Genomic DNA, 18204 nt, shown 5'->3' on the forward strand with positions numbered 1-18204 from the left:
AGGAAAGCCTTATGGGAAAAGATAGAGAGCAGGACAAATGTACGCAGATCATTGAAAGAGGAGACTTGTTTTATGCAGATCTGTCTCCTGTAACTGGTTCAGAGCAGGGAGGCGTAAGGCCGGTAGTCGTAATACAAAATAATGTGGGAAATAAGTACAGCCCAACAGTAATTGTAACTGTAATGACCAGCAAAATGACAAAGGCTATGCTGCCCACCCATGTTTATCTGAAAGAAGAGACATCCGGGTTAAAGCAGGATTCTGTGGTGCTGACAGAGCAGATAAGAACCATTGACAAAAACAGGCTGAGGGAATACATAGGACATTTGGGGGAAATCCAGATGGAACATGTGGATAAGGCTTTAGCAATAAGCTTAGGATGTGTATTTCAGACTATGGCAGGAAGAAAATACCGCACAGCGTAACTTATTTTTAAATACCCTTATATTTTACGGCATGTAAAAAACATGATGCAGAATATAAGGGTATTTTTTCTTGCTTTTTGCTGTTGTTATTGATAAAATTGAAATATTAAGGGGAATTCAGGGGCAATATTCAGTCATATTTACATAATTATATAAAAAATGTGATTTGGCAGATAATAAGGAAGGAGAATGGCATATGCAGCTTCAGCATTTAAAGTATTTTCTTCAGATAGCAGAAACAGGGAGTATGAATAAAGCGGCGGATCAGCTTTTTGTTTCTCAGCCAAGTCTAAGTAAAGTAATATCCTGTATGGAAGCTGAGCTGAATATAAAAATTTTTGAGAGAAATAACAGAGGTGTTTCTTTAACAGAGGACGGAAAAAAGTTATATATGTATACAAAGAATATCTTAAATCAGTTTGACTTGATTTCTAAGATTTCCACAGAGGAAATTCCCAGCGTAATATCTGTATCTGTATATCCAAATCTGCTTTCCACCAGCCTTCTCAGCCAATATTATAGCCTGTATCAAGGAAAAAATATTATTTTTACTTTGCGGGAATCCCGGATTAACCAGATTGCGGAAGATGTATCCGGCCTTCGCTCGGAGATTGGCGTGCTGCATATTAATAATGCCCAGAGTAAGGAGGTTTACCGTCTTCTGGATTATCATAACCTGGAGTTTCATCTAGTAGCCACAGACACCTGGTATGCAGTAGTGGGGCCTAATAATCCTCTGTTTCACAGCTCTGCTGTCAATATGCGCCAGCTGTTGAATTATACGGTAGTACGGCCGCCGGATGATTACTTTTCAGCCTTAACTACATATCTGATTATAGACGGGGTTAGTTTGTCAGAATTTAAAAGAGCAGTTTATTTAAACAATGGCGCCGCCACCATTAATCTGATGAAGGAAACAGACATTTTTGCTTTCAGCCTGTGGCTTAGCAGACCTGATTATGAACGGCACGGCTTAAAAGTAATTCCCATTGAAAACTGTGACGTCAGCGTAGAAATGGGCTGGATTAAACGGTGTAAGGAAAGATTATCTTCAGAAGCTCAGACTTTTGTCAGCCTGCTTCAGAAGTATTACGGAAAGGAGAAAATATAGGAGAATCAACAATAGGTTTTTGGTTATGCCTTCAGGTTATAACCAGCGTATGAAGCTTTTGTATTATGCTGTTTTATCTGTTTATGTTAAGATAAAAATATAAAAAATCACACAATAAGAGCCTGAAATCAGGTATTGAGCGCTTATAACAGTAAAAGTCAGATGATTACAATATAAGCACAAAAGTGAGATAAAAACAGATAAGGAGGATATAAGTTATGGCAAACAAATATGTTCCGGAACCTTTCCGAATTAAAATGGTGGAGCCGATCAAGATGTTGACCAGACAGGAAAGAGAAGAGAAAATAAAGGAAGCCCATTATAATATGTTTGGCCTGAAGGGGGAGGATTGTTATATTGATTTGCTTACCGACTCAGGCACAAATGCAATGAGCTCCTTTCAGTGGGCCGGGGTTATGCAGGGGGATGAAGCATATGCCGGGGCTTCCAGTTACTATCGTTTAAGGGCAGCAGGCCAGGACATTTTTGGTTACCAATATATTCAGCCTGTCCATCAGGGGAGAGCTGCTGAAAAAGTACTGTTTCCGGTTCTTTTAGGCCCTGGAAAATTTGCTGTTTCTAATATGTTTTTTGACACTACAAGGGCTCATGTAGAGCTGGCCGGAGCCAGAGCAATTGACTGTGTAGTAGAAGAAGCCAAAAATCCGGCTAAAAGAGCTCCCTTTAAGGGCAACATGGATGTAAAGAAGCTGGAGGAACTAATTTTAGAGCATGGGGCTGAAAATATAGGTTTAGTAGTTATGACAATTACCAATAATTCAGCGGGAGGTCAGCCGGTTTCTCTGGAAAATATGCGGCAGGTTTCACAGATCTGCAAGAAATATAATATTCCTTTAGATATAGACGCCGCCCGTTTTGCGGAAAACGCCTACTTTGTAAAGCGGGATGAAGAGGAATGTAAAAACATGAGCATAAAGGAGATTATCCGCTGCATGTTCAGCTATGGAGATATGTTTACAATGTCTGCCAAAAAGGACGGAATTGTAAATATTGGCGGACTAATCGGAATCAAGGATGAAAAATCGCCGCTGATTTTAAAAATTAAGGCAAATTGTATTAGTTATGAGGGATTTTATACATATGGCGGACTGGCAGGACGAGATATGGAGGCTTTGGCTATTGGTCTTTATGAGGGGATAAACGACGATTATCTGGAGTACCGTATCGGTCAGATGGAGTATTTAGCATCCAGGCTGGATGATGCAGGCATTGCTTATCAGTCGCCGGTTGGAGGCCACGGCGTATTTGTAGACGCTGCCGCTATGTTCCCGCAGATTCCCTATTATGAATTCCCAGGTCAGGTGCTGGGCGTTGAGCTTTATAAAGAAGCGGGAATCAGGGCCTGCGACATTGGCTCCTATATGCTGGGCAACGACCCGGATACAGGAAAACAGCTTCATGCTGATTTTGAATTTACCAGGCTGGCAATTCCCAGAAGAGTATACACTCAGGCTCATTTAGACATTATAGCGGACGCCTTAATTGCCATTAAAGAGCGGGCCGGCCAGATTAACCATGGCTACCGTATTACATGGGAGCCTCCGATTTTAAGACATTTTCAGGCACATCTGGAGCCTGTGCAGCAGTAAAAATCCAGATATGGTAGGCGGTATAAATTTAAAAGTGAAAAGGAGTGAAAAGTATGAACACATTTTTATCAGTAATTCCACCAGTTGTGGTAATTGTACTTGCCCTTTGCAGCAAAAACGTTTTGGCATCCCTGTTTGTAGGAATCGTAATTGGCTCTGTAATTCTCAACGGAGCAGGGTTTATCCCGCCTATTGTAGATGAATACTTTATCAGGGGAATCGGCAGCAACGGCAGTATTTTAATGTGTATGATGCTGTTAGGCATTATGCTGAACTTTATTAAGCAGGGAGGCGGCTTTAAGGCCTTTGCAGAGTGGTCGGAGAAAAGGATCAAAAGCTCCAGACAGACGGCAATCTCCATCTTCTTCATCAGCCTTCTTCTGGGAGTAGCAGGTTCTCTGGGACAAATCAGCATCAGCCGTTTTATGAGACCAGCTATTTATAAAACAAAGCTGCCTAAAGAAAAGTCGGCTTTGATTGTGGCCTCTGTGTGCTCTAACACAGGTACGCTGCTTCCCTTTGGCTTAATGTTAATCTTTGTCAGCGGCCTGATTTCAGCCCTGGACATGGACGGATTCACTATATATTTATCCAGCTGGCCCTACTTTTTCTTTGCATTTATTTCTATTATTATGGCCGGGCTGATTGCCTTTGGGATTTTTCCGGATTTAGGGCGTATGAAAAAGATTGAATATGCAATGAAAACCAGCGCCACAGATGAGGTTTTTACAGATGATGAGGAAATGAGAGACGTTTTAGGCGGACCGGAGGTAAAGGCAGACATTTGGGCGTTTATTCTTCCTATTACGCTTTTGTTAATTGGTCTGGCCTCTGTCTCCATGCTTATTGGAAAGCCAACAATTACTGCCGGTATTTTAATCGGAACAGTAACAGCGGCTGTATATGACCTTGTGAAAGGCAGCGTTTCTTTTAACAAGCTGACTGGCTGTATAGTCAGAGGCTTTCAGGACATGGCGGGGATTTACCTGATTTTGGTGTTTGCCTTTGCATTTGGAATTGTAGTAACAGATTTAGGATTTGCAGGCTATATGGTAAATATGGTAAGCGGATTTTTAAGTATTCATCTGGTTCCTTTAATTACATTCCTTTTGTGCTGTATTATTTCCTATGCCACAGGAAGTTTAAGCGCGTCAGCTGTTATTGTAGTGCCGTTAAGCCTGCCATTGGCTGTTACTACAGGAGCCAGTCTGCCTTTAACTACAGCGGCTATGCTTAGCGGATCATTATTTGGGGATCAGTCTTCCCCTATTTCAGACAATGTAATTCTTCCGGCTACCTCAGCGGGAGTAGATCCAGTAGATTTATCAAAAATATTGGCCCCATACCGTCTCATTACCCTTGTGATTTGTACTGCTCTGTACGGGATTTTAGGCTTTATTTTATAACCAGGTCAATATAATTTTAAATTATAAGAACAGAGGGGAAGGTGGGAAAAACAGTGAGAAGATTTTCTATGGAAGGGGACAATCCTGACAGATTTAGATTCCGCACAGATGAAAAGGAAATGGAGCGGCGCTGGAAAGTAACCAGAGAGGCTATGAAGAAAAATGAAATAGACTGTCTGGTGCTGTGGGGAGATAATCAGATTTTTGGCGGTGTTCAGAAGTATTTAACTGATCTTCAGGTGCCTGTTTACCCTCACGGATTTTTATTTTCCCAGGAGGGGATCAGCATAGTGGGCCATGGAGATTGGGGCGGAAAGGCCTGTGGAGATTACCAGTGCTGCAGGCAGACATTAGACAATATTTCTGTACCGTTTCTGCCGTCCATTTGCTTTACAGATACTTATCCTGCAGAAGAATTCTGCAAAATTATCCGCCGCCACAAGTGGAAAAAAGTAGGCTTTGTAGCCATGAATATACTGCCTGCAGGCGTTTATAAATATATGACAGAGTCTTTAAAGGACGTGACCTTTACAGACGCTACGAATATGATGGATGAAATTAAGGCTGTAAAATCACCTTATGAGCTGGAGCAATGCGCCAGGGCAGTAGCTCTCCATGAGGATGTGCTGGCGGCAGTTCCGTCTATTCTCCGGGTGGGCAGAACGGAAAGAGAGGTGTCTTTGGCTCTCCGCCATTTGGCAGACGACATGTATTGCTCTGACTTTTTAGTGCTGACAGGGGCTCATCCTTACACGCCGGGAGGCAATCTGTATTTATATCAGAATAATAGAATTCAAAAGGGGGATTATGTGTATATTCTGGTAGAACTGGCCGGGCCGGGAGGAATCTGGGCCGAGCTGGGAAGAACCTATTGTATGGGAGAGCCTTCGCCGGCTATGGAGCAGGCATGGAGGGATGCAGTGCGCCTGGAAAATGATCTGGCTGCCATGTGCGTTCCCGGGGCGAATCCGGGAGATATTTTCCTGGAGGGAAACAGAAGACTGGCAGCAGCCGGATATGTGGAAGAAGGCCACTTTTATGCACATGGCCAGGGCTATGATATTGTAGACCGCCCTATATTCTGTCCGGAGGAGACAATGGTTCTGAAGGAAAATATGTATTTTTCCATGCATCCCAGATGTAAAAATAAGGATGCAGCAGCCATATGTATCGACAACTTCACAGTGACAAAACAAGGCGGAAAAAGAATCAGTCAGATTCCACAGAATTTGATTTCCATCGATTATTAAAGAAGGAACAGCCTGGAGAAGGAGGAAAACATGGTCAGAACGGCAAAGGAAATGGGTGTAAATCACTATGAAAATATGAGGGGAGGAAAGCTGGCCGTAGACGCGGCTAAGTTTTTGGAAGCAGAGGAGTCTTACGGGGCAGGTTCCTTTTTTGGAAGGGCAGTGATTCCGCCTGGAGGTTCCATCGGATACCACCAGCATACAGGAGAATATGAAATCTACTATATATTAGAGGGAACTGCAAAGGTAGTGGACGATGGGGAAGAGAGAATTCTGTGTCCAGGAGATATGATGCAGTGCCGGGATGGCAGCAGTCACAGTATAGAAAATGTAGGTGATAAAGAACTGGTATTTTTAGCCATGGTGCTTTATAATCATAATCAACAGTGACTTGCAGACGTAAAAAGAGTGTTGCAAAAGGAATTGGCGGCACTCTTTTTATATGTTTAGAAAGTGGAGAAAAATGGACTTACTAATTGCTTTTATAATATTTCTGGCCGGAGTACTGGCTTGTTTAACCTTAAAAGCCCCCTTACTTTATGCCCTTTTGCTGGGGCTTTTATGCTTTATTTCTGTAGGAATGAAAAGGGGATTTGCCTTTGCATCTCTTGGGAAAATGGCGTGGGATGGAGTAAAAACTTCATATACAGTGCTGCGGGTGCTGGTTTTAATCGGCTGTCTTACTGCTTTGTGGAGAGCCAGCGGAACCATTGCCTTTTTTGTTTATTACGGCATTAAAATGATTACCCCCAACTTATTTATTCTTATGGCATTTTTGCTGACTGCAGTGTTATCTTTTGGAATTGGCACTAGCTTTGGAGTCACAGGCACAGCAGGGGTTGTGCTGATGATTTTGGCAAGAAGCGGAGGAGTAAATGAAATAATAACTGCAGGGGCGATTATGAGCGGGGCGTATTTTGGGGAAAGATGTTCGCCGGCCTCCAGCTCTGCCCTGCTGGCAGTTACATTATCGAAAGCAGACAGCAGAGAAAACTTAAAAATAATGCTGAAGACAAGCATAATTCCCACTATTTTTACAATACTTATATATCTGTTCTTGTCATTGAGAAACCCTATTTCTTCGATTGACAGCGGAATTTTAAATGAAATGAAAACAGAGTTTTTCTTAACCTGGCCTGTACTGATTCCGGCAGCGGCGCTGCTGTGTCTGGCATTAGGAGGCATGAAAGTATTTTATGCTGTGGGAATCAGCGGACTTTTAGCTTTAGTTATATCAGTGTATGTTCAGGGAAAAAGCATAAAATCTGCACTTATGTGGGCGTTTTTCGGCTATTCTCCAGATTCAGAAATGTTAAAAGCCGTTTTTTTGGGAGGAGGCATTATATCTATGAAAAATGTTCTGGCCATTGTTATTATATCCAGCGCATATTCAGGGATTTTTAAAGGGACGGGGATGTTGGAGAAAATACAGAAACAGGCGGGAGTTCTTGGGGAGAAAATAGGCCGTTTTCCCGCTCAGCTTATAGTCAGCTTTTGCTCCGGCGGACTTTTTTGCAACCAGACAATAGGAATTATTATGGCAGAGCAAATGTTAGGCGGCGTTTACACAGATCCACAGGAGAAAGCGGCAGATGTGTGCAATTCTATTATTTTAACAGCTGGATTAATCCCCTGGTCTGTGGCGGCCACAGCTCCGTTAGCTATGCTGGGAGTAGGCACAGCGGCGATTTTTTACAGCGTTTTTCTGTATTTAGTGCCGATTGTATATTTATTTACGAAAAAAGAAGGAAAACAGCAGTAACAGTTTTTTGCAGCATAAGTAAATGGAGAGATTTATGAAATTAGAAGTCAGAGAATTAAGGAAAAAGGATTATAAAAAAGCTATACAGTCAGCCATTATAGGTATGCATTTTAACTGGTATACAGATAGCAAGTTAGCCGTAAATTTATACGGCAAATACTTTTGGTATTTGGAAATGACCCGTGCTACCCAGGTGATCGCCCTATATGCAGATGATAAATTTGCAGGCGTGCTGCTGGCTGAGATGAAGGGGGAGCATAAAAAGTTCCGCTCATTTTGGGGTTCTTTTTATGTAAAAGCATTTAATATGCTCCACAACTTGTTTACAAAGGGAGGGGTAAGCGTATATGAGGAAGCAAATGAAGAAATGTTTGCGCAATATACAAAAACCAACACTCCTGACGGGGAAATTATTTTTCTGGCCGCAAACCCTGAGATAAAGATGAAGGGAATAGGAAGCGCTTTACTCAGGGAATTTGCGAGCAGAAACAAGGGAAAAGAAATATATTTATATACAGATAATGCCTGCACCTATGAATTTTATGAGCATAGAGGCTTTCACCGCGTGGGGGAAAAGGATATTGTTTTACAGCTGGGAAAGAAGCAGGTGGATCTGCAGTGTCTTTTATACAGTAAGGTGCTGCTCTAATTTAAAGGCTTTTTTATGTTTGCTCTGATTTTTGAGGCTGCCGCTATTTTTGTTCTTTGAGGCTGACTGCTTGAAACGTTAACCCTCAGAAGCTCATAATACATGTTTCTGGCTTTATCCTTCAGCTCTTTAGAAAGATTTTCAATAATGGCATTATTAAGTCCTGATTCAGCTGTTTTATTTACATATTCCTGAAATTCGTTTTTTATAGAATTCCAGAGCCTTATATTTCTGGGGTAGTCTATTTCTATTTCATAGGACAAGCGTTCCATCTCCAACCATAATGATTGATCTTCATAAACTTCCCCTGCGTACGCTGCTATTTTGGGAATCGCATGTTCCATCGTATATGGCAGAAATACAGATATACATGGGCTGGACATGGAACCCCACCACACCGGAGACAACTTATGATCTATTTCTATAACCATGCTGGCAGCCGTTTTGCTGGAGATTTCATCCAGGTTGTGCATACAGATAGAGGCCATAATTCCGTCTGCCGGGCTCCAGCGGGGCTCAATTAATTCTCCTTCATAGTGATCTTTTAAAATTTGCTGCATGTAATTTGACGTAATGCTGCCCTGCCTTGCTTTTAAAAGCTGATTTAATCTTTTGTATCTTGGATATGAGGACCTGGTTTTAATATCTACTAAGCCATAGGCTTTAGCAAAGCTAAAGGGCTGGTCCCGATCTGCATATCCCATAGAAAAAGCGTATTCTTTTATATCCCCGGATTCTTCATCCCAATGCTCTTCGGTACTGTAGCAGTTGGATATGCCGGCAATATCTGTAACTTTTCTGGCCGCCCATCTGCGGTTTACAGTATCTAATATCCAGGCCTCCTTAGAATCTGCAATCAAAAAGGCATTATGATAGCGGTGTTCCATGTGAAGAGCCGCGTTTCCGCCCTGCCCGTATGTTTGCAGCAGATCAGTAATGATGTGTAAGGCTTCATAAGCTGTTTTTCCCCGTTCTAGTCCCAGACGCAGCAAATCCATGCCCAGCAAACCATTTTCATGTTCTTCTTTTTCTTTTGACCATACGGCCTCATTGCCAATAACTACCCCATATTCATTTATGCCATGCTCAAATCCCCACATCCAAAATGGCTGAGAACCCATTACTTTATATGTATGGCTTACCTGAGGAATAGAAATATATGTGCATTCCAAGGTAGTATTTGGAGGATAATTTTGGGCTTCATAGCTTCTAAGCGGCTGGGCCTCTCCTAATGGCCTATCGCTGTTTTTAGCAAAAATCACATTGCCGGACTTAGTACTATTTTTTAAAGCTACCATAGTATCACATGATAATAACAAATTCATATTTAATCTCCTTCTTTTGGTTTATCTAAAACAGTAAGTAAAGTTGCTGTAAAAATCAGGAAAGCTCCTATAATAATTTTAAAGGAAAGGGTTTCTGAAAAAATAACAATTCCCAGAAATACCCCTGTTGCAGGTTCCAGCATATTAATTACTGATGCTTTTACAGCTCCCAGAATTCTGATGCCCAGCATTAAAGTATAAAAAGCAAAAAAAGTACATAGTAAGCTGATAATAATCAGATTGCCCCACATAAGCAAATCGGAGGGAAAGCTTATAAAACCTGCAGGTATATTTGCCGCTCCCATATACATCGCTGCAAAGCAGCTGAGATAAAAAATATTATTCATAGGATTTAATGTACAGAAAGCAGCTTTTTTATTGGATACAACAAACATTGAGTATGTAACAGCCGACAGGAGGGCATATAAAATACCTGTCATAGAGATTTGGCCTTTAAAATCCACCATAAATCCAATTCCTGTAAATGCAAGAATACATGCTGCAATTTTTAAAAAAGTAGGTTTCTCCTTAAAAATAATTATCATAATAATCACAACAATCAGGGGATAAGCAAAATGCAATACAGTGGCCATTCCAACTGGAATATATACATAAGATAAAGTCAAAAGCTGGGCTGTTATACCAAAACCGAAAATGCCAAAAATAATCAATTGAACTATCTGGGGAAGTGTTACAGTCTGCCAGTTTTTAGTGAGCGTTAAAAACAAACCTGTAAATATACTGGTAAGTAAAAAGCGATAAAATACTACTGTCTCAGCATTCATTCCCATATTCAGCAGCAGCTTGGAAATAATCGGCATGATCCCATATGCAAAAGAGGCCGCTATTACTGAAATATATCCTTTAAGCATTGATTTGCTTTGATTGCCTGCTGTTTAATTCAGCGACAATCTGGTGCATTCTCTCTTCGTCTAATTTCCAGAAGATCATTAATGCGGCCATTAACAGATAAATACCTGCCGGGATCAGACAATAAATGTTTAAGATACCGCTTAAAGCTGCTGTGGACTGCTCTTGATTTGGAATGTAACCTGCCATATCAAGAAGCAGGCCTACAATTGTTCCGGAAAACGCCATGCCCATTTTCTGACAGAAGGTATAGAAGCCATAATTAACGGCTCTTACATTTTTTCCTGTCAGCCACATACCATAATCAGTGGTATCTGCTACCATAGTAAAGAAAATCGCTAAAGTAGCGCTCATTACAAACATACCTGCCCAGCATGTAGCAGCCACTACTACTGTATTTAACGGCATTAAATATCTAATTATGCTGGAAACAGCAAAAATCAATCCGCAGCCTTAAGGCTTTCTTTTTTCCTATTCTTTTAGCTACAGGCGCCACAGATAAAGCAGCTACAGCTGAAATTGGAGCTGAGATTCCCAGTATAACGCCCATTAATTTCGCTGATTTCAAATAATAATTAAAATAATATGTCATGGATGAAGTATAGATATAATAGCCAAGGGTTCTGCAGAAGAAAGCTCCGCTTACAACTAGTAGTTGTTTATTTGCAAAGATAGCCTTAAAATATTCTCTAACAGATACTTTTTCCCTTGCAACAGGGGCTTTCGCCCTTTCTACGATTCCCAGAACACAAATAATCGTACATAAGGTGGCAATCACTGCCAAAATAACGGCAATAGTCCCGTATGTGCTGTTATTTCCCTGAGTTCCGCTTTTTAAGTAGGGTGTAGCAATGGATATAATCAGAGACGGCACTGCTACAATGGCAAAACGAATAGAGTTGAGAAGCGTTCTCTCTTCCGTATTCTGGGACATTGTAGAGGCAAATGTATTAAAAGGAATGGCGTAGCAGGTATACATTAATGTCCAGAAGCAGTATGCTGCCAAGGCGAAAATAATCTGTTTCTGCGGGCTTAAATTGAAACGGGTGAACATAATAATAAATGCAATAGCTGTAGCAATAGAGCCAAATAAAATCCACCGTTTGTAATGTCCGTATTTATCAGATATATATCCTATAGCAATATCGTTCAGCCCGTCAAACACCCTGCTTCCCATAAAAATTAGGCCTGCCACAGTAGCAGAAATACCAAGCACATCTGTAAAAAAGACAATCGCAAATAACGCGATAAACTGCAGATAAACATTAGCCGTAATATCCCCGATACCATAACAAATCATTTCTCTCATTGATAATTTCTTACTTTCCAAGATATAACCCCCTTTGTATATTTTGTTATTTCACTTGCTCCTTGTTTCATAAAGACCACGGGCCCCAGTACATGTACACAATATATATAAAAGCAAAAACTGTGCCAAATAATAAAAAAGCCGCAAAGCTGGTATTTATATACAAAACGTTGTGTTTAACAATAAAAAATAGTAATGCTCGTGAAATACCTCGCAAACTATTTGCTACCCAAACGAAGCGATAGCGGAGTTCGGGTTTCCCGTAGTTTTTTATGGAACGAGGGACGAGTGAAATAAAAAATGGAAATCCTTTTTGCGCCAAAATTTCTGGCATGCCAAAAGAATTTCCACTTTCTTTTATAATCGCAAATTATATTTTTTCATTTTGTACTGCAAAGCCTGGCGGGTAATTTCAAGTTCTTTTGCAGTTGCAGTAATATTCTTTTTATTTCTATTTAAGGCTTGTAGCAAAACCATTTTTTCATAATTATCCATGGTTTCCTTTAAACCTACATCAGTCCTTCCCGCAGCTTCTTCTGCGAAATACTCTTCCTTCTGCGGCTTGGAAGCCTCTGTGAAAAATTTCCTGTAATAGTATGCAATATTTTTCAACTGCAATATTTTTATATTTTGCTCTGAAATAGAATAAGCGCTTTCAATTACATGCTGCAGTTCCCTTACATTTCCCGGCCAGCTATATTTTTTAAATTCTTCCATTAGACTATGGTCCACACATTCAATATTAAGTCTATATTCTTGGTTGAACTTTTGGAGATAATATTTACAGAGCAGCGGTATATCGCTGACCCTCTGCCTAAGGGGAGGAATATGAAGAATGCAGGAGGATAGACGATAATATAAATCCTGCCGCAGACGCTGCTCCTTTATGCATTTCTGGGGATCTTCATTTAACGCGCACAGAATACGGCAGGATATATGGATTGCTTTCTCTGAGCCGATTCTGGTGACTTTTTTATCCTCCAGCACCTTTAAAAGCTTAGCCTGAAGCCGAATATCCATACTGTTGATCTCATCTAAAAATAATGTTCCTTTTTCCGCCTGCTCAAACAGACCGGCCATATTTTCTGCTCCTGTAAAGGCACCTTTGGCAGTGCCAAAAAACATGCTTTCCAGCAATGTAGACGGTATAGCGGCGCAATTTACTGAGATAAAAGGCCCATTTTGATAGGGACTGGCATTGTGAATACTTTGGGCAAATAATTCCTTTCCCGTGCCGGTTTCTCCAAAAATCAGCACTGTAGTCTGATTTTTTGCCACATTCCTGGCATTAGAAATAGCTTCTATAAAATTTATATCATTTCCTATAATACTGTTAAAAGTATACTTTGTACCATTTGTCATTTTTTCTTTATGAAAATAAGTATACAGCTCCAGACTTTGATCAATATTTTTCTTCAGCGCAGGCAGGTTTTTGATTAAAGAATATACGGCAACCGTTTTTTTATCTATGTTAACAGGGAACATTCTCTCTACAACATTCATCATTTTATGGGATTCTCTTATCATATACTGATTCAGATATTCGTTGGCCGGGATTCCGGTATTTAAAACTGCCGCGTGCTTACTATGAGTATTTTTTGTATGAATATATATATCTTCCATACGTTTTCCCAAACAGGTTTTAGAATCAATTCCTTCAATGGCCTCCGCTGCTTTATTGACAAAAATTACTTTATTTTCATCATCAGATATTACAATACCTTCTTCAATTTGGTTCATAACATGCTCATAAATAATCTGCAATTGTTTTAAAGAACGCTCCATAATATTTCTCCCAAAATCTTTTTATTTATCTGCCGAAACTCAGGTATAAACTGATATTAGCAATCAGACCTGCAAATATCAATATATAGGCCTTAAAAATTAATTCCAATGATTTCCAGAGAATGAGGAGCAATTGCAGATACGCACTTGCGCTCTGCTGCATTTTGTGCTACACTATCCCCTGCAATAAGGCCGCAGATTCCCAGCAGCTATAAGTTTCAGGGATGATCTGCATAAAATGACCGGTGTGTTCGAGACCTTCCACACCTAAAACAAAACTAAAGGAGAAAATTGAATAATGGTAAACAAAACTAACAAAACCGTGTACTACATGACACATGGAGCAGTAATCGCAGCGATTTACGTAGTGCTGACAATGATGTTTCAGCCAATTTCCTTCGGACCAGTGCAGTTCCGAATTTCTGAAGCGCTGTGTATTCTTCCCTACTTTACTCCGGCGGCAGTTCCGGGAGTATTTTTAGGCTGCTTTTTGTCCAACCTTTTCTGCGGAGCCGCAACCTTAGATGTAATCTTTGGAAGCCTGGCAACATTAATCGGAGCCTTAGGCTCATACGCTTTAAGAAAAAATAAGTGGATGGTATGCATTCCGCCTATTTTGGCCAACACCCTTGTTATTCCCTGGGTTCTGCGTTATGCATATGGTTCAGCAGATTTAATTCCATATGCTATGCTTACAGTAGGAGCAGGAGAGATACTTGCCATTGGCGTTTTAGGAAACGGCCTTCTGGCTGCTTTGGAGAAATATAAAACGGTTATTTTTAAAAAAGGTATTGCATAAAAGCCTGATAAAAGGAGAGCGCTGTGAAAAACGGCGCTCTCTTCTTTAATTTACAGGAAACGCCTTTGGCGGATGGGCACACTCTTTTTTGATTACTCATAATATATAGAAATATTTCTGGTTTTTTATAAAGAAAAACGCTATAATAGCAGTACAAACATAGAGAAAATGACAATAAGGATGGGTATAGTTATGTATCAAATAGATTTTAAAAAGCCATGCGTTATTTATTTTATGGGAATCGGCGGAATCAGCATGAGCGGTTTAGCGGAGATATTAATGGACGAGGGATTTTCTGTAAAAGGCTCAGACGCGCGAAAGTCAGAGCTGACAGAAAAGCTGGAAGCAAAAGGCGCGGAGATTTTTTATGGACAAAGGGCCGGAAATATTCAGGAAGGATTGGACGTGGTTGTGTATACGGCGGCTATTCACCCTGACAATCCAGAATACGCAGAGGCAGTAAAAAGAGGACTTCCTATGCTGACCAGAGCAGAGCTTTTAGGTCAGATAATGAAAAATTATAAACATTCCCTGGGAGTATCAGGCACACATGGGAAGACTACTACTACCTCCATGGTAACTGAAATCTTAATGGCCGCCGACGCTGACCCGACTGTTTCAGTAGGAGGAATATTGCCGTCTATTGGAGGGAATATTAGAGTAGGAGGGCCGGAGCTGTTTGTGACAGAGGCCTGTGAATATACTAACAGTTTTTTATCCTTTTGGCCCACTATGGAAATTGTGCTGAATATAGAAGAAGACCACCTGGACTTTTTTAAAGATTTGGCTGATATCCGCAGGTCCTTCCGTTTATTTGCAGAAAAGCTTCCAAAAGAGGGGACATTTATCATTAACAGCGACATTGACAATTACCAGGAAATTTCTAAGGGGCTGGAGTGTCAGGTAATAACATTTGGAACTTCGGCTGACAGTGATTATCAAAGCGTAAACATTACCCACAGTGAAATGGCAAAAGCAGAATTTGACGTGATGAAGCAGGGAAAGTTCTGGGGACATATTGTGCTGGGAGTAGCGGGAGATCACAATGTAGCCAACGCCTTAGGCGCTTTGGCGGCCTGCGACTGCCTTGGCATCTCTGTGGAAAAAATAAAAGAAGGCCTGGAGAAATTTACAGGAACCAACAGACGATTTGAGAAAAAGGGCCAGCTGGCAGGTATCACAGTGATTGACGATTACGCCCATCATCCAAGCGAGATTAAGGCCACCTTGTCAGCAGCCAGAAATTATCCTCACAAACAAATTTGGTGCGTATTTCAGCCTCATACATACACTAGGACAAAGGCGTTTATGGACGACTTCGCCCAGGCGCTTTCTATGGCTGACCAGGTGATTCTGGCAGACATTTATGCGGCCAGGGAAACAGATAATCTGGGCGTCAGCTCTAAAGATCTGGCGGAGAAAATTAACCATTTAGGCACAAAGGCTTATTATATCCCATCATTTGATGAAATTGAAACATTTATTTTAGAAAATTGTGTCAACGGTGATTTGTTGATAACTATGGGGGCCGGAGATATAGTAAAAGTGGGGGAAAAGCTGTTAGGTAAGTAAGTTATCCACATTATCCACATAGTTTTCAACATTTTATGTAAAGAAGCTATGTGGATTTTTTAATTTACATAATGAGTTATCTGTAAATATAGAGAAACCAGAATTTAACAGGATTTCGACACAATTCGGGAAATATTTTACAATTATGTAAACATATTATCCACGTTATCCACATTATCCACAATTCAAATGGTGGATAAGTGGAAGTATTCCAATTTTAAAAAGTCTGTGGTATGATAAGGACAGAAAAAAGAAGGGGGTCCTGGTGTTGAAAATTAAGAATCCGTTTCTCATAAAAGCAACAATGATTTCCAATGAATTTATAGATAAATACATGCCTTTAGCCAACGGAGAGTATGTAAAGGTTTATTTGTACATACTGCGCCATGAGGGAGAAGAGTTTAAGGTTTCCGATATAGCGGATGCGTTAAACCATACAGAATCAGACGTAAACCGGGCGATTACTTACTGGAAGCGCCAGGGCGTGCTGGAGGAGGAAAAAAAGGACGTAAGTTTAAAAGACCAGATTTCTGATGAGCCTCAGGATAAAAGCCAGATAAAAAAATATGAGTCTAAGGAGCCGGATAGAGGCAGCGAAAAAAAGGCGGAGGACAAGCCAACGGAGCAGAGAAAGCCTTATACGGCTGACCAGGTAAATAAGCTGGCTGAGGATGAGGAGTTTACTCAGCTGCTTTATATTGCTCAAAAGTATATGAACCGTTTATTTACCCAGAGAGACAGCGAGGTGATGGCGTATTTATACGACGGCCTGAAAATGTCCTCAGAGTTAATTGAGTTTTTAGTAGAATATTGTGTGCAGAACCAGCACAGCAGTTTAAGATACATGGAAAAAGTGGCTTTAGACTGGCATGAGAGAGGAATCACTACTGTAGGCCAGGCTAAGACCAGAACTCAGGGCTTTCAAAAAGATTATTTTGCAGTGATGAGAGCCTTTGGGCTAAATGACAGAAGGCCGGCAGAGCCGGAGCTTGTTTATATGGACAAGTGGTTTAAAGAATACGGTTTTACAAAAAAGATTATTATAGAGGCCTGCGGCAGGACTATAGAAGCTATTCATCAGCCTAGTTTTCCCTATACAGACAAAATTTTATCAGGCTGGAAAGAGGCCGGGGTGAAAACCTTGGACGACATTAAAGCTTTAGATGAAAAGAGAAAGAAAAAAGAGCCTAAGCAGACTGTAAAAAAACAGAGCGGCAACCAGTTTCACAACTTTGAACAGAGAGATACAGATTACGATGCTCTTGTGATTCAGCAGTGGAAGGATTAAGGATTAAAGTAAAAAGAAAGAAGGAGAACAGCCATGGCCCTGAGCAATTCCCAGTATGATTCCATTATACGCCGTTATCAGCAGCAGCAGCTGGAGAATAAGCATGAACAGGATAAAAGAGTGGAAGAAATATATGCCAGGATACCGGCGGTAAAGGAGTTAGATCAGGCCTCCATTAAAGCGGCAGTGAAGGCGGCCAGACAGATGTTGGACGGCCGGAAGGAGGCCTTAATCAGACTGCGGGAAGAGATGGCTGATTTAAAAGAGCAGAAAGAGATTCTTCTAAAAGCTGCAGGCTATCCTGCAGATTATATGGAAATGCATTACCTTTGCCCGGACTGCCATGATACAGGGTATATAGACGGAAAAAAGTGTCATTGCTTCCGCAAGGCGCAGATGAAGCTTTTATATGCTCAGTCTAATATTGAGGAAGTGGTAAGGCAGGAAAACTTCCGCACATTTTCCTTTGACTTTTATGACGATGAACAGATTATTCCAGGGCTGGGGAAAACTGCCAGACAGCACATGGGTCAGGTAGTAGAGCTGTGCCAGAGATTTATTAACAGATTTGGACAGGAAAAAGGCAATATCTTATTTACAGGCAGCACGGGAGTGGGAAAAACCTTTCTGACAAACTGTATTGCCAGGGAGCTGATGGATCAATACTATTCTGTAATATACTTGTCGTCCAATGATTTGTTCGACGTGTTTTCCAAAAGTAAATTCGGCTCCTGGGATGATGATATGCAGGATATGTACGATTATGTTTTAGAGTGCGATCTGCTGATTATAGACGATCTGGGCACTGAGTTAAATAACAGCTTTACATCATCTCAGTTATTTTACTGTATTAATGAACGGCTTTTAAGAAAAAAAGGGACGATTATTTCTACCAATCTGTCTTTTAACGTTTTAAGAGACAGCTATACAGACAGAGTGGCTTCACGGATTATCAGCTACTATGAGACAGTGCCTCTCTACGGAGACGATATCCGCATTAAAAAAAGACAAAACTGCTATGACTAGCTTGACTATTTGCAGAC

At 40.8% G+C, this 18204-nt stretch carries 17 protein-coding genes; 12 read left to right on the plus strand and 5 right to left on the minus strand.

Annotated features, from left to right (window positions below; translation table 11 throughout):
* Window positions 1–11 precede the first annotated feature (11 nt).
* From C1A07_RS09585 to C1A07_RS09620, 8 genes are all read left to right on the plus strand, one after another.
* Complete coding sequence (locus C1A07_RS09585) at window positions 12–425, plus strand: type II toxin-antitoxin system PemK/MazF family toxin (protein ID WP_101876914.1); 414 nt, start codon at window positions 12–14, stop codon at window positions 423–425.
* Window positions 426–621: 196 nt separating this feature from the next.
* Window positions 622–1536: a LysR family transcriptional regulator gene (locus C1A07_RS09590; protein ID WP_101876915.1), complete on the plus strand. Its 915-nt coding sequence runs from the start codon at window positions 622–624 to the stop codon at window positions 1534–1536.
* A 218-nt stretch (window positions 1537–1754) separates the two neighbouring features.
* Window positions 1755–3146 (plus strand): tryptophanase, encoded by a 1392-nt coding sequence (locus tag C1A07_RS09595; protein ID WP_101876916.1) that lies wholly within the window; start codon window positions 1755–1757, stop codon window positions 3144–3146.
* Between the two features lie 53 nt (window positions 3147–3199).
* Window positions 3200–4552 (plus strand): Na+/H+ antiporter NhaC family protein, encoded by a 1353-nt coding sequence (locus C1A07_RS09600; RefSeq protein WP_101876917.1) that lies wholly within the window; start codon window positions 3200–3202, stop codon window positions 4550–4552.
* 53 nt (window positions 4553–4605) lie between these two features.
* Entirely contained in the window at window positions 4606–5802 is a 1197-nt protein-coding gene (locus C1A07_RS09605) for a M24 family metallopeptidase (RefSeq protein WP_145996050.1), read from the plus strand.
* Window positions 5803–5832: 30 nt separating this feature from the next.
* Entirely contained in the window at window positions 5833–6192 is a 360-nt protein-coding gene (locus C1A07_RS09610) for a cupin domain-containing protein (RefSeq protein WP_101876919.1), read from the plus strand.
* 52 nt (window positions 6193–6244) lie between these two features.
* Complete coding sequence (locus tag C1A07_RS09615) at window positions 6245–7564, plus strand: Na+/H+ antiporter NhaC family protein (RefSeq protein WP_101876920.1); 1320 nt, start codon at window positions 6245–6247, stop codon at window positions 7562–7564.
* Window positions 7565–7598: 34 nt separating this feature from the next.
* Window positions 7599–8213: a GNAT family N-acetyltransferase gene (locus C1A07_RS09620; protein ID WP_101876921.1), complete on the plus strand. Its 615-nt coding sequence runs from the start codon at window positions 7599–7601 to the stop codon at window positions 8211–8213.
* Here C1A07_RS09620 and C1A07_RS09625 read toward each other — a convergent pair.
* From C1A07_RS09625 to C1A07_RS09640, 5 genes are all read right to left on the minus strand, one after another.
* Complete coding sequence (locus C1A07_RS09625; RefSeq protein ID WP_101876922.1) at window positions 8210–9538, minus strand: C69 family dipeptidase; 1329 nt, start codon at window positions 9536–9538, stop codon at window positions 8210–8212. The two genes, C1A07_RS09620 and C1A07_RS09625, sit on opposite strands and share 4 nt — an antisense overlap.
* Window positions 9539–9540: 2 nt before the next feature.
* A complete protein-coding gene (locus tag C1A07_RS09630) occupies window positions 9541–10410 on the minus strand; it encodes a DMT family transporter (RefSeq protein WP_101876923.1) in 870 nt (289 codons plus the stop codon).
* The gene (locus C1A07_RS16550) at window positions 10403–10816 is read right to left on the minus strand and encodes an MFS transporter (protein WP_278321055.1); all 414 of its coding nucleotides are present in this window, start codon (window positions 10814–10816) and stop codon (window positions 10403–10405) included. The genes C1A07_RS09630 and C1A07_RS16550 overlap by 8 nt, the downstream gene beginning before the upstream one ends.
* Window positions 10817–10823: 7 nt before the next feature.
* A complete protein-coding gene (locus tag C1A07_RS09635; protein ID WP_278321056.1) occupies window positions 10824–11738 on the minus strand; it encodes an MFS transporter in 915 nt (304 codons plus the stop codon).
* 336 nt (window positions 11739–12074) lie between these two features.
* Window positions 12075–13502 carry a sigma-54 interaction domain-containing protein gene (locus tag C1A07_RS09640; RefSeq protein ID WP_101876924.1) on the minus strand — a complete coding sequence of 476 codons (1428 nt, stop codon included), beginning with the start codon at window positions 13500–13502 and terminating at the stop codon, window positions 12075–12077.
* A 298-nt stretch (window positions 13503–13800) separates the two neighbouring features.
* On the opposite strand from C1A07_RS09640, the gene C1A07_RS09645 reads away from it, so the two are divergent.
* From C1A07_RS09645 to C1A07_RS09660, 4 genes are all read left to right on the plus strand, one after another.
* Window positions 13801–14301, plus strand: a complete 501-nt coding sequence (locus tag C1A07_RS09645; protein WP_101876925.1) for a QueT transporter family protein — start codon at window positions 13801–13803, stop codon at window positions 14299–14301.
* A 192-nt stretch (window positions 14302–14493) separates the two neighbouring features.
* On the plus strand, window positions 14494–15873 hold the full coding sequence (gene murC / locus C1A07_RS09650) for a UDP-N-acetylmuramate--L-alanine ligase (protein WP_101876926.1): 1380 nt from the start codon (window positions 14494–14496) through the stop codon (window positions 15871–15873).
* Window positions 15874–16177: 304 nt separating this feature from the next.
* Window positions 16178–17161, plus strand: a complete 984-nt coding sequence (locus C1A07_RS09655; RefSeq protein WP_101878106.1) for a DnaD domain protein — start codon at window positions 16178–16180, stop codon at window positions 17159–17161.
* Window positions 17162–17194: 33 nt separating this feature from the next.
* A complete protein-coding gene (locus C1A07_RS09660; RefSeq protein WP_101876927.1) occupies window positions 17195–18187 on the plus strand; it encodes an ATP-binding protein in 993 nt (330 codons plus the stop codon).
* The last annotated feature ends 17 nt before the right edge of the window (window positions 18188–18204 follow it).

This window comes from Lachnoclostridium edouardi (genome assembly GCF_900240245.1).
Lineage (GTDB): Bacteria > Bacillota > Clostridia > Lachnospirales > Lachnospiraceae > Lachnoclostridium_A > Lachnoclostridium_A edouardi.

Bases quoted from the DNA above. Each gene is read 5' to 3' on its own strand.
- C1A07_RS09585 (WP_101876914.1), top strand. From the start codon at position 12: ATGGGAAAAGATAGAGAGCAGGACAAATGTACGCAGATCATTGAAAGA.
- C1A07_RS09590 (WP_101876915.1), top strand. From the start codon at position 622: ATGCAGCTTCAGCATTTAAAGTATTTTCTTCAGATAGCAGAAACAGGG.
- C1A07_RS09595 (WP_101876916.1), top strand. From the start codon at position 1,755: ATGGCAAACAAATATGTTCCGGAACCTTTCCGAATTAAAATGGTGGAG.
- C1A07_RS09600 (WP_101876917.1), top strand. From the start codon at position 3,200: ATGAACACATTTTTATCAGTAATTCCACCAGTTGTGGTAATTGTACTT.
- C1A07_RS09610 (WP_101876919.1), top strand. From the start codon at position 5,833: ATGGTCAGAACGGCAAAGGAAATGGGTGTAAATCACTATGAAAATATG.
- C1A07_RS09615 (WP_101876920.1), top strand. From the start codon at position 6,245: ATGTTTAGAAAGTGGAGAAAAATGGACTTACTAATTGCTTTTATAATA.
- C1A07_RS09620 (WP_101876921.1), top strand. From the start codon at position 7,599: ATGAAATTAGAAGTCAGAGAATTAAGGAAAAAGGATTATAAAAAAGCT.
- C1A07_RS09625 (WP_101876922.1), bottom strand. From the start codon at position 9,538: ATGAATTTGTTATTATCATGTGATACTATGGTAGCTTTAAAAAATAGT.
- C1A07_RS09630 (WP_101876923.1), bottom strand. From the start codon at position 10,410: ATGCTTAAAGGATATATTTCAGTAATAGCGGCCTCTTTTGCATATGGG.
- C1A07_RS16550 (WP_278321055.1), bottom strand. From the start codon at position 10,816: ATGCCGTTAAATACAGTAGTAGTGGCTGCTACATGCTGGGCAGGTATG.
- C1A07_RS09640 (WP_101876924.1), bottom strand. From the start codon at position 13,502: ATGGAGCGTTCTTTAAAACAATTGCAGATTATTTATGAGCATGTTATG.
- C1A07_RS09645 (WP_101876925.1), top strand. From the start codon at position 13,801: ATGGTAAACAAAACTAACAAAACCGTGTACTACATGACACATGGAGCA.
- murC (WP_101876926.1), top strand. From the start codon at position 14,494: ATGTATCAAATAGATTTTAAAAAGCCATGCGTTATTTATTTTATGGGA.
- C1A07_RS09655 (WP_101878106.1), top strand. From the start codon at position 16,178: ATGATTTCCAATGAATTTATAGATAAATACATGCCTTTAGCCAACGGA.
- C1A07_RS09660 (WP_101876927.1), top strand. From the start codon at position 17,195: ATGGCCCTGAGCAATTCCCAGTATGATTCCATTATACGCCGTTATCAG.